This is a genomic window from Streptomyces sp. FIT100 (genome assembly GCF_024584805.1).
Taxonomy (GTDB): Bacteria; Actinomycetota; Actinomycetes; order Streptomycetales; family Streptomycetaceae; genus Streptomyces.
On record NZ_CP075715.1, the window covers coordinates 2,774,944 to 2,785,925 of the forward strand.

At 68.5% G+C, this 10,982-nt stretch carries 13 protein-coding genes and 1 tRNA gene; 10 read left to right on the forward strand and 4 right to left on the reverse strand.

Going from position 1 to position 10,982, the window contains the following annotated elements; translation table 11 throughout:
- The first annotated feature begins 783 nt into the window (after positions 1 to 783).
- The 5 genes from KK483_RS12000 (at position 784) to KK483_RS12020 (ending at position 4,398) form a co-directional block, all read left to right on the forward strand.
- Positions 784 to 1,959 carry a GlxA family transcriptional regulator gene (locus KK483_RS12000; protein WP_262005216.1) on the forward strand — a complete coding sequence of 392 codons (1,176 nt, stop codon included), beginning with the start codon at positions 784 to 786 and terminating at the stop codon, positions 1,957 to 1,959.
- Positions 1,960 to 2,040: 81 nt separating this feature from the next.
- Positions 2,041 to 2,682 carry an oligoribonuclease gene (gene orn, locus KK483_RS12005; RefSeq protein WP_262005217.1) on the forward strand — a complete coding sequence of 214 codons (642 nt, stop codon included), beginning with the start codon at positions 2,041 to 2,043 and terminating at the stop codon, positions 2,680 to 2,682.
- A 112-nt stretch (positions 2,683 to 2,794) separates the two neighbouring features.
- Positions 2,795 to 2,867, forward strand: a tRNA-His gene (locus KK483_RS12010).
- Between the two features lie 183 nt (positions 2,868 to 3,050).
- Positions 3,051 to 3,611 (forward strand): hypothetical protein, encoded by a 561-nt coding sequence (locus KK483_RS12015; protein WP_262005218.1) that lies wholly within the window; start codon positions 3,051 to 3,053, stop codon positions 3,609 to 3,611.
- Between the two features lie 124 nt (positions 3,612 to 3,735).
- Positions 3,736 to 4,398, forward strand: coding sequence for a hypothetical protein (locus tag KK483_RS12020; protein WP_262005219.1), 663 nt, complete (start codon positions 3,736 to 3,738; stop codon positions 4,396 to 4,398).
- 84 nt (positions 4,399 to 4,482) lie between these two features.
- Here KK483_RS12020 and KK483_RS12025 read toward each other — a convergent pair whose 3' ends face one another.
- Entirely contained in the window at positions 4,483 to 5,079 is a 597-nt protein-coding gene (locus KK483_RS12025; RefSeq protein WP_262005220.1) for a hypothetical protein, read from the reverse strand.
- 394 nt (positions 5,080 to 5,473) lie between these two features.
- On the opposite strand from KK483_RS12025, the gene KK483_RS12030 reads away from it, so the two are divergent.
- Entirely contained in the window at positions 5,474 to 6,115 is a 642-nt protein-coding gene (locus tag KK483_RS12030; RefSeq protein ID WP_262005221.1) for an HAD family hydrolase, read from the forward strand.
- Between the two features lie 468 nt (positions 6,116 to 6,583).
- On the opposite strand, the gene KK483_RS12035 is transcribed toward KK483_RS12030, so the two are convergent.
- Complete coding sequence (locus KK483_RS12035) at positions 6,584 to 7,129, reverse strand: flavoprotein (RefSeq protein ID WP_262005222.1); 546 nt, start codon at positions 7,127 to 7,129, stop codon at positions 6,584 to 6,586.
- Between the two features lie 142 nt (positions 7,130 to 7,271).
- Positions 7,272 to 7,595, reverse strand: coding sequence for a 4a-hydroxytetrahydrobiopterin dehydratase (locus KK483_RS12040; RefSeq protein WP_262005223.1), 324 nt, complete (start codon positions 7,593 to 7,595; stop codon positions 7,272 to 7,274).
- Positions 7,596 to 7,970: 375 nt separating this feature from the next.
- Between KK483_RS12040 and cutA the strand changes: the two genes are divergently transcribed.
- On the forward strand, positions 7,971 to 8,303 hold the full coding sequence (cutA, locus tag KK483_RS12050) for a divalent-cation tolerance protein CutA (RefSeq protein WP_262005224.1): 333 nt from the start codon (positions 7,971 to 7,973) through the stop codon (positions 8,301 to 8,303).
- 4 nt (positions 8,304 to 8,307) lie between these two features.
- Here cutA and KK483_RS12055 read toward each other — a convergent pair whose 3' ends face one another.
- Positions 8,308 to 9,639, reverse strand: a complete 1,332-nt coding sequence (locus KK483_RS12055) for a helix-turn-helix transcriptional regulator (RefSeq protein ID WP_262005225.1) — start codon at positions 9,637 to 9,639, stop codon at positions 8,308 to 8,310.
- Between the two features lie 179 nt (positions 9,640 to 9,818).
- On the opposite strand from KK483_RS12055, the gene KK483_RS12060 reads away from it, so the two are divergent.
- The 3 genes from KK483_RS12060 (at position 9,819) to KK483_RS12070 (ending at position 10,936) form a co-directional block, all read left to right on the forward strand.
- Positions 9,819 to 10,211 (forward strand): DUF6415 family natural product biosynthesis protein, encoded by a 393-nt coding sequence (locus KK483_RS12060; protein ID WP_262005226.1) that lies wholly within the window; start codon positions 9,819 to 9,821, stop codon positions 10,209 to 10,211.
- Positions 10,208 to 10,339, forward strand: a complete 132-nt coding sequence (locus tag KK483_RS12065) for a hypothetical protein (protein ID WP_262005227.1) — start codon at positions 10,208 to 10,210, stop codon at positions 10,337 to 10,339. The genes KK483_RS12060 and KK483_RS12065 overlap by 4 nt, the downstream gene beginning before the upstream one ends.
- 162 nt (positions 10,340 to 10,501) lie before the next feature.
- On the forward strand, positions 10,502 to 10,936 hold the full coding sequence (locus tag KK483_RS12070; RefSeq protein WP_262005228.1) for a hypothetical protein: 435 nt from the start codon (positions 10,502 to 10,504) through the stop codon (positions 10,934 to 10,936).
- Positions 10,937 to 10,982 lie beyond the last annotated feature (46 nt).

The following is a 10,982-nucleotide window of genomic DNA, read 5'->3' on the forward strand; positions in this document are numbered from 1 at the left end:
GCCGACGAAGGGCACCGTCGCGACCGGGATCGGGGTCACTGCCGGCGCCCGCCCGGGGCGCACGGGAGCACCGGTCCGCGCCGGGCGGCGCCCTGCCGGTGCCGGGTTCCGGCCGCCAGGGCCGCACCGACTCCGTGGGTGACGTGGTGCGCTGGGGATCCTTCAGCTGCCTCCTCGTCCCCGTCGTGCTCGTCGCGTACGGCACGTCCGTCGCCGGGGCCTCGACCATGGCGCTCGGCCTGGCCTCGGTGACCGCCGTCTGCCGGGTGCTGCTGCGACGGTCGGAGCGGGCGACCATGACGACGGGCGCTGCGGGAACAGAAGGGGCAGCTGGGGCAGCTGGGGCGACAGGGACGCACAGAGGCAGAAGTCGGCATGCACGAATCGCGCAGGGCGACTGACGAGTTCACGCACGCACCGATTGTTTTCAGCCAACTTCGCTGCCAGCGCCCGCCCGTGCCCGAATGGGCCGCCAACCCCCGTTCCACCAGGGAAGAAAGGACCGTAACGGTCGCTCGCACCCTACGGGGATGGGCCATGCATGCCCGGCGCACTTCCCTGCGCGGCTCACGGATGAAACGCTTCGCGAGCGAATGCTTCGCGCCAAGTTGCCTTGTCGACAATGTGCCGGATTCGGAACTTGTCACGCCGGCACCACGGGACGCAGTAGATTCGATCATGAGGATCGAAGGCTGGGACTCGTGCAGAACCGAGGGGAAACGTGCAGGAGCGACACGCCCGAAACGAACGGGGAGACGCGAACACCGAGGGGGGCTTAGCGTCATGAGTCAGGACTCCGCCGCACCGGAGGCAGCACGGAGACTCTCCGGGCGGCGCCGCCGGGAGGTCGTCGCGGTGCTGCTGTTCAGCGGCGGTCCCATCTTCGAGAGCTCCATCCCGCTCTCGGTGTTCGGAATCGACCGCCAGGACGCCGGAGTTCCCCGCTACCGGCTGCTCGTATGCGCCGGTGAGGAAGGACCCCTGCGGACCACAGGGGGACTCGAACTCACCGCGCCCTACGGGCTCGACGCGATCGGCAGGGCCGGCACCGTCGTCGTGCCGGCATGGCGGTCCATCACCTCGCCACCGCCGCCCGAGGCGCTCGACGCACTGCGCCGCGCCCACGAGGAGGGGGCCCGGATCGTCGGGCTGTGCACCGGGGCGTTCGTGCTGGCCGCGGCGGGGCTGCTGGACGGCAGGCCGGCGACCACGCACTGGATGTACGCGCCGACGCTCGCCAAACGCTATCCGTCGGTCCACGTCGACCCGCGCGAGCTCTTCGTGGACGACGGCGACGTCCTCACCTCGGCGGGGACGGCGGCGGGGATCGACCTGTGTCTGCACATCGTGCGGACCGACCACGGGGCGGAGGCCGCCGGGGCGCTCGCCCGCCGGCTGGTCGTCCCACCGCGCCGCACCGGCGGGCAGGAGCGCTACCTCGACAGGTCTTTACCCGAGGAAATCGGCTCCGACCCGCTCGCCGAGGTCGTGGCCTGGGCGCTGGAGCACCTCCACGAACAGTTCGACGTGGAGACCCTGGCGGCGCGCGCGTACATGAGCAGGCGGACCTTCGACCGCAGGTTCCGCTCGCTCACCGGGAGCGCACCCCTGCAGTGGCTGATCACCCAGCGGGTACTGCAGGCGCAGCGGCTGCTTGAGACCTCCGACTACTCGGTCGACGAGGTCGCGGGCCGCTGCGGATTCCGCTCCCCGGTGGCGCTGCGCGGCCACTTCCGGCGCCAGCTGGGCTCGTCCCCGGCGGCGTACCGGGCCGCCTACCGTGCCCGCCGGCCGCAGGCCGAGGCCCCGCCGCCCCCGGTGGCGGTCGAGGCCGTCGTCCCGCCCCAGGGAGTGCCGGGCCAGGCCCGCCGTCCGGCTCCGCCGGACCCGGGCAAGCCGGGCTCCGACGCGTACGCCTCCGGCCGCCCGGCGCTTCCCGGCCAGCGGAGCGCGCCGTAGGGCCTGATCCGGAGGACAGCCTCTAGGCCGACCGGCACATGGCGACGCCTCGCGATCGCCGGTCGGCCTAAGGTAGGACGCATGAACGATCGCATGGTGTGGATCGACTGCGAGATGACCGGGCTCTCGCTGACGGACGACGCACTCATCGAGGTGGCCGCACTGGTCACCGACTCGGAACTGAACGTGCTCGGTGAAGGGGTGGACATCGTGATCCGCCCGCCGGACGCGGCGCTGGAGACCATGCCCGAGGTGGTGCGGCAGATGCACACCGCCTCGGGCCTCCTCGACGAGCTCGCGGGCGGCACGACGCTCGCGGACGCCGAGGAGCAGGTCCTGGCCTACGTACGTGAGCACGTCAAGGAGCCCGGCAAGGCCCCGCTGTGCGGGAACTCGGTGGGTACCGACCGCGGCTTCCTGCTGCGTGACATGCCGAAGGTGGAGGAGTACCTCCACTACCGGATCGTCGATGTCTCCTCGGTCAAGGAACTGGCCCGCCGCTGGTACCCGAGGGCGTATTTCAACAGTCCGGAGAAGAACGGCAACCACCGGGCCCTCGCCGACATCCGCGAGTCCATCGCCGAGCTGCGCTACTACCGCGAGGCGATCTTCGTCCCGCAGCCCGGCCCCGACTCGGAGACCGCGAGGACCATCGCAGCCCGCCATGTCCTCCCGGCGGAGCCCGTCGCGGCGGAGCAGGTCACACAGGTCACGGCGGAGTAGGCGACGTCGCCCGCGCGAGGGTCCCCCGACAGGACGACGTAAACGCGGGCGCGAGCACCCCCTCGGACCCTGTACACTTTTTCTCGGCCGGTCGGGAAAGCGACCGGTCATGGTGGGTGTAGCTCAGCTGGTAGAGCACCTGGTTGTGGTCCAGGATGCCGCGGGTTCAAGTCCCGTCACTCACCCTGAATGATCAGCCGGTGACCTGCAAGAACGGGTCACCGGCTGATCTTGTTTTGGCTTTGGCCAAACAATGGTCAGACGCCCTCCGCTCAATCGGCGCACTCTCCCCCGCCATGGCGAGCGTCGCCGGTACCTATCCGGGCCATCCGTCAGACAGCAGCTGATCTCGCCCGTACCGTCGCGGCATGGGTGGGATCGATTGGGGCGACGCCCCGACCTGGGGAGCAGCCGTATTCGCTGGCGGCGCGGCCGTATTCGCCGGCGTCACGATGGTGGTGCAACGTCGGCAGATCAACGAGCAACGTCAGTTCATCGCCGAACAGTCGCAGAATCTCCAGCTCGAACGCTCCGAGCTGCAGGCCCAGGCGGAAGACCGTAAGCACACCCAGGCACGAGCGGTCGTCATGGTTGCGGAGCTACCTCCGTCTGGCTCCACTGCCTATAACCTCCCAGGGCCAGCGGATCACTGGGAGGTGTTCGTCCGCAACGGCAGCGCAGGAGCACTCAGCGATGTAACAGTTCGCTTCGGTGATGCGTACAACGCAACGAACGCAACGCCCACAGATGTGGGTGGGGTGGCCAACGGGCGTTCCAGAGGCGTGCCGATACACCTCATCGGGTCCGGCCGCAGCTTCAAGTTCGAGTCCCGCGGATCAGTGAGGTGGCCCTGGAGAACGCCAGGCCGATCCTGCTATTCACTGACAGTTCGGGCTTGCGGTGGTCGCTCGACGAGCATGGAGAGCTAGTCGAGGTCGTCGACCGCGCCTCGCCGGGACGGCCGGCATAGGGGTAGGGCACGTGAGAGTCCCAGCCGCGACGGGGCGCGGCGGCGCGAGCAGGACTTATATACGACTTGCATGGAGGTGTGTCGTGGACGCGACGACAAAGGGCGCGCTCATCGGCGCCGGCGCGACGGCTGTGGGCAGCGCGATCGCCTGGATCGGAGCTCGGGCTCAGGCAAAGGCCGCGCTACGGGCCATGACGCTCCAGGTCCGCGCGCAACGCTTCGAAGGTCTATGGCAGATGCGGCGCGCGGCTTACGCCGACCTGCTGAACAGCGCAGAGGCGCTGCGCATACGCATCGGCACCGCGTACGGCCTTTTCCAAGGATGGCAGGACGCCGGCCCGCCAACCGTCTCCACTGAACATGCAGCGGAGGCCGTCCGGCATCTTCACGAGGCGCACCTTGACCTAATGCACAAGGGCACAGTACTCGGCCTCTCTGTGACGGTCGCTGAGAGCCATCGGGCCGACGGCTTCGTGTCGGTGTTCACCGGCGTGGTCAGGGATCTCGACAGATGGCTCGAGGCGATCAGGGTGGGTGCCCCGGACGCGGGAGAGGCTCACCGCAGATTGACTGATCACATGAGCGGTCTCAGGGCACTGATAGACCACTTCATCGACGACTCTCGCGGCTACCTCCAGACGCTGAGCGATGTCGCGCCGGAGCAACGGGCGCGTTTCGAGAGGTTGCGCCGGCGCTTGACTGCCTGGCGGTGGGCCTGGGTGGAGCGCAGGTCGGGGCTTGGGTAGCCAGCTGTACCGGCCGATCGTGCGAGGGATGCAGCAGGAGACCCCGCCGTGGAGGGCTTCGAGACGGGGCCCGGCCTGTGGCGGCTACTTGCGGAGCGTCAGCGGCTCGCACCCCGCGATGCTCACCACGCCATCGCTCTTCTTCAGGGTGATGATGATGCGCTCATCAGCGTTCGCAGACTTCAGCTGCGGCCACGTCGAGTCGTCGGTGGGCTTGGTGCTGATGGTGCACAGCTCGAAGAAACCCTTCTCCGCGCCGGTGGTGGTGTAGGTGCCGGGCGGGATGTCCTCGCCGATGACGTAGTCGCCATCGTCGAACTGGCCGTCCTTCTTGGCCTCTTCGCCGATCTGCTTCTGGAGCTCGTCGCGGTTCTTCTTGTTCTGCTCTTGGATTTCCTTCAGGGCCTCGTCGGGGTCCTGCTCGGTGGGCGTCGCGCTGGACGGCGCTGCGACGGTGACCTTGTCGGACGGCTTGTTGGAGGTGGCCGTGTCGTCGCCGCCGGCGACAGCTCCGAGGACAATCAAGCAAGCGAAGAGGCCGCCGACGATGATTCCGGCGGTGGCCCAGCTGGACATGCCCTTCTTCGGGGGCTGGGGCTGGAACGGTGGCTGGCCCCACTGTGGTTGCGGGGCGGGCTGGCGCCCGTGTGGCTGCTGCGGCCCGGGGAACTGCTGGCTCATGTCGGTTTCCCCTCGAATGGTGCGGTGGTGATGGTGTGGGGGGAAGGTGAATGTATCGGCTGGTCGGGTGGGTGTGGAGGGTTGTTGCGGCTTTTGGGACATCGACGACACGGCATAGCGGCGCTGAAGACCAGTTGGACGTCAGCCGGGCGGCGTCGGCGAGCACAGCCAGAGGCTCGTCCAGCGGCACGGGCGGTTCCCGTCCACGGCGGCGGAGCCGGGTCCAGATCCGTGGGGTCTGCTCCGCGGAGCTGCGCCAGTCGTCGGGCAATGCGCCCCGTCATCGCTCTTTCGCGGTCCCAGGGTGGGCAACAGGGTCGTCCACCGCATCCCCCTGCGTGAGTGGCACAAGTGGGGCGGTGCCCCTGCGCTCCTGCCGCCGTAGGCTCGAGGTGTGATTGACACCATCGTGTTCGACGTCGGCGAGACACTGACCCGCGACGACCGATACTGGGCATCTTGGGCAGACTGGCTCGATGTGCCGCGCCACACTCTGTCTGCCCTCGTCGGCGCGGTCGTAGCGCGTGACCTCGACAACGCGGAGGCTCTGAGACTTCTGCGCCCCGGCATCAACATCGACGCGGAGTACGCGGCGCGCGAGGCGGTCGGCCTGGGAGAGCAGCTCGGCGAAACAGACCTCTACGACGATGTGCGCCCGGCACTGTCCGCGCTGCGGGAGCGTGGTGTCAGCGTGGTCGTGGCGGGGAACCAGACCACCCGCGTCGGCGAGTTGCTGCGCTCTCTCGAACTCCCTGCCGATCTGGTCATCACGTCAGGAGAGTTGGGTGTTGCGAAGCCCGACCCCCGGTTCTTCGCCCGAGTGATCGAGGCGTCCGGCTCCCAGGCGGAAACGACGCTCTACGTCGGCGACCACCCCCAGAACGACGTCCACCCTGCGCGCCGGGCCGGACTGCGTACCGCCCATCTACGGCGCGGGCCGTGGGGCTTCCTCTGGGCTGACGACCCGGAAGTCCTGGCGGCAGCCGACTGGAGTATCGGCTCCCTCACCGAACTCGTCGACATCGTCAAGGCGTAGAACAGCAACGGCCCTGCCCGATGTCGGCAGGAAGGTTTGACCTACCGTGCGTTGCCGCGCGGTTACCTTTCGGAGTGGACGTCCCGAATGGAGCAAGTATGCCCGCCGACGCACGGCAGGTGGGCCAGTGGCTCCGGGGGGCGGCCATGTTCACGGTGACCCACCGGTTCTCGTACACGGTGCGCTCGCCGAGGTTTCGCCGCTCGGACACGGTCAATGCCTTCCGCTGGAGTACGGACTCCATGGCGGCACACGGGCGTGACTACACTGGAAGGACCGTGGCCCACTCCCCAGCAGTTGCTCGTGTCTCCGGGCGCCGTCTCCGTGGGGCACGTCGTGCGCCCGCCCACAGGGCACGGCTGCCTCTATTGACCACCGCAGCAGGGCTTCACAGAACCAGATCGCTCGCGTTCAGGGGGCATGCGACACGCCTATCGGCCGGGTCCGACATACCCTGCGTCAAGAAGATCAGCTCTTGGGACCAAGCAATTCCTCGACCGTATCCAGGGCGAGCTCCCACGGATACGATTCCGGCCGTCCCTGACCGGGCTGATTCGGCACAAACCCACCCTCCCCATAAAGCACCCTCACCCCGGCCTTGCTCAGTGTGCCAAGCGAGCGGTCGAACTGGGGGTGCTGCGCGTAGGCCGCATTGACGCACGGCATGACCGCCATCGGGATGGACTTGCCGATCCCCTCCGCGACGACTCCAACAATGAAACGGTCCGTCAGCCCGAGGGCCCACGCATTCACCGTGTTGAAGGTGGCCGGCGCCAGCAGGATCGCGTCTGCCTTCGGCCACACATCCGGCTCACCTGGCAGCTTGTACTCCCACCGGACCGGGCGACCGGTCAGCGCCTCGAGGCTGCTGACGCTGCCACCCAGCCAGCGAGCCGCCATGGGAGTGAGACCCAAGCACACATCCCACCCCCGACTGTGTGCGTCCTCGATCACTCGGGCGACATCGAAAACCGGCGGGGCGGCACTTCCGAACAGGTAGATGATCCTCGTCATGGATCCCATCCGACCACAGGCAACTGCCCCTGGTCCGGGTGGAGTCAGGGGCGGAAGCGTTCTCCCGCACAGACGTGTGCGAGTACCGTTCCAAGCGCCTGCAAGGAATGGGACAAGGCTATCGGCCGGGTCCGACAGCCCCTTAGATCAGCTCGGCTTCGTGGGCCGCAGCGATCTTGTTGATGCGCTTGGCCAGGTCGAAGTCGGCGAGCGTCAGCTTGTGGCCCACATCGTGTGTGGTGATCGTGAAGCGCACGTGATCCCACCGCAGGTCGATGTCCGCATGGTGGCTGATCAGCCGCTCCACGTCGGCCACGTGCACGATCATCGCGACACCGCCGTGGTAGCGGATCCGGAAGGCGCTCGTGATCGTATCGCCGACACGCTGCCACGTCGGGAGGTCTTGCAGGCACGCCTCGATCTCGACTTCACCCAGGATCGCGGTGCCCCCTTCAACCTCGGCCATGCTCAGCTCCCCTCCGATACAGGTGCCAGGACCTCCGCAGGATCTCGGCCGACCGGCGCATCCTGCCACGGCTGCATGGCCAGCTCCAGGGCGGCCAACTCGCCCCGCATCCGGGCTGATCGCGTCTCCACAGCGATCGTCGCTGCGGTGCGCGCGATCTCAAGCGCCTGGTCCGGCTCCCGGGCCGCAGCCGCGGCCGTCGCATACCGCGCCAGGTACACGCCGCGGTCCCGCCGCGCCGTCTCGGGGACGGCCCCCAGGACCTGGACCCGCAGCGCCGCCAGTACGCATGAAGAAGGCCCCCTCTCACGCCACACGCGCGGGAGGAGGCTTTCGCCATGTCCGCGGGTGGGAGCCGTCGGTAGGGTCGGGCCCATGACTGGCTTCGTGCAGGTGTCCACGGCGACACCGACCAGGGAACAGGCGGTCCAGCTGGCGCAGTCGGTGGTGAAAGAACGCCTTGCCGCTGGCGCCCAGATCATCGGCCCTGTGACGTCGGTGTTCTGGCACCTCGGGGAATTCGGCACGGGGGAGGAATGGCAACTTCTGCTGAAGACTCGCGCTGAGCGGTACCCCGAGCTCGAGGCACACCTGATCAAGAACCATCCGTGGGACAACCCGGAGGTGGCGGCAGTGCCGATCGTCTCGGGCGCTGAGGCATGCCTGCGCTGGTTGTCCGAGAACACCGAACCCATCGCCAACGAGTAGCTGGTCAGAGTCCCGCTTTCTCCAAGGCGTCGTCGACGTCGGCGACGCCGCGGTGCTGGGAGAGGCGTGTGAGTAAGGGGTCTAGTCGGCGCCGAGGCCTGACGGATGCCACGCCGCTGATGAGGTCCAGCGCGCGGCCCGTAACGCGTGCTGCCTGCTCGACTTCGCCCGCCCCGAGATAGGCGTCAGCGAGCCAGGACAGGTACAGCGCTTTGTCCCGCGCCTGGCTGTCGTCGTACCCCGCAAGGGCGGCCTCGAGCACGGGCACCGCCCGGAGCGGCCTGCGCAGTTCGGCCCAGCACCGCCCAGTCATGATCTGCAGCTCGTTGTGGTCCACCCACGACACCCAGTCCGGCTGGGGTGCCCCGTGCGCGTCCGCAAGGGCGCGCTCCGCCTCAGCGAGCTCGCGCCCCGTCTCGGTGGGGAGGCCGGCCACGGCGCAGGCCCAGGCTCGCCTCTCGTGGAGCAGCGCACGCACCCCCTCGGGGGCGTCCGGGCCAAGCGTCTTACAAGAGCGCGTGGCAATCTCCACTCCGGCCTTCCGGTCGCCGTTAACCGTCTGGTACGCGAGGAAGGCCAGGGCATTCCCCGCCAGGTCCGTGTCGCCCGCGTGGGTCGCAGCGAGGTGGCTCTCCTTGTAGAGCGCGGTTGCGTCAGCTTCCCGGCCGCCGTCGAATGCTGCCCAGCCAGCTTGTTGCGCTTGCTCCGCAAGCACGGACAGCAACGCCCGCCCGGTCTCCTCCGAGTATGTCGCGTCGCGCACCAGGCCTTTCGTCGCCTGGTACTCGCCGAGGTAGACGCGGTAGGTATCGCCGCCTCCGAGGACGGTGTCTAGGCGGCGCAGGCGCGCCGTACGAAGCCGGAGCAGCCCGGGGAAGTCGGCCCCAATGCGCTTGCCCGCGGCGGGTCTGGTCAGGTCGGTGATGCCAACAGCGAGGCTCGCGCCGGCTGCCGTGTGGAAGAACTCTCTGCGCCGCACCTGGTGGGTCCTGTCCTGTTGCGGGATGGTCGCGCGTACAGGCAGCGCGGGGAACTGCTGCTCGCTCACCTCCCACGGCCGTTCGGCGAGTCCGAGCATGCGCCCCGGGATACGGAACGCGTCGGCGATGACCACGACCTTGTCGAAGGTGGTGATGCGCCCGCGGCCGCGCGCGAGAGTGCCAACGCGCTCCGGCTTGATGTCGCATTCGGCAGCGATCTTCGAGTAGCTGATGCCCGCCATTTCGCGGGCTAGCCGAAAGACGGTCCCGAAGTCGTGAGCTCCGATTGCAGCCTGCATCTCAGCGCAGTTGAGCGCGTGATGAGGCAGCGCGGTGGGCGGTTTGTAGTCGGTCATCGTGGCCCCGTGTACCTGCTGGAGCGAGTGTGTCTCACGGTCGTTCAACGAGCCTACCCAGGATGGGTATACCGGCCGCAGGGAAGCGAGGAGCCCGACGTTCCCGAAGAGTTGTGCATCAGACCCGGCAACCGCGCTACCGGTCCCGGGGACGGCCAACGCTGACAAGGAGCGTCGACATGGAGCAAGGTACCGCCCAACCGCTTGCTGCGGCAGCGCCGGGTCGATGCCCACTCGACATCGCGACGATACGTGCGACCGCTCAGAGCGTCCTCATGCTGGGCGACACTCGGCCGGGGCTGGCCGACCGCGCCGACGCGATGCGCGGCAACGTGGAGCAGCTGGTGCCAGCAGTCCGCGCTCTGATCGCCCGCCTGCCTTCCGGTGACGCACCCGCCCGCGTCGCGCGGATTGGCGTGGACGAGGCGTGGAGGCGCTTGTACACCACACGCGGGTTCGGCCCGGACGCCGCGCACCGCCACGCCCAGCGTCTGGCTCGGTCGGTGCTCGCCCTGTGCGACCACTACGAGAACCTGACTCGCCCTTCAACCAGCGAGGGGAGCAGGTCGTGATCTGCACCAAGTGCCAGAAGGCCATCGGGCCCGGCGAGAAGTACACGACGCACGACATCCACTCGGCGTCCGGCCCTGGCAGCACCGTGTACCGGCACGTGGCCTGCCCGTCCCGCCGCACTTCCTGAGCTCCCGTGCGCTGTCGGCCGACCGGCAGAACACGGGTCTCCGCCTCGGCCGAGCTCCTGGCCGGACGTCGGCCGAGGCGGAGAAGGGCCCCAACGGGCCCAGCACATGCACCACGGCACGGGGAGTGGCCCCGCGCCGAGCACACACGCAAGGAGCATCGCATGACCGCTTTAGCTGTGGAACTCCGCCATGGCCGCGACCTCGTCGAGCCCGAGCTCTTCGACCGGCTCGTTGACTTCTGCGCCCAGGAGTACGGCCTGGAGCGCCTCGTCGCCGAGCAGGTCCAGGACCAGGCAATCGCCATGTGTTACGTGATGGGCACCACCAACTCCGGCGCCCTCATGGCCCCGTCGGAGACGGTGGACCCGGGCTGGCACACCTTCATGCTCCACAGCGCCGAGTACGCCGAGTGGTGCCGGGAGCAGTTCGGCTACTTCCTCCACCACTCGCCGAACTCCAAGACCCGTACTCGTGGGCTGATGGTCGACGTCGTCGGGAAGATCCGCGATGCCGGTTTCGTGGTCGACGAGTCCCTGTGGGGCACGGCTGCGGACTGCAATCCCCCGACGTGCTGCGGCGACGGCCCCTGCTGCTGATCCACCCGACCGGGGCGGGCCGCGCAACGACTGGCGGCCCGCCCGC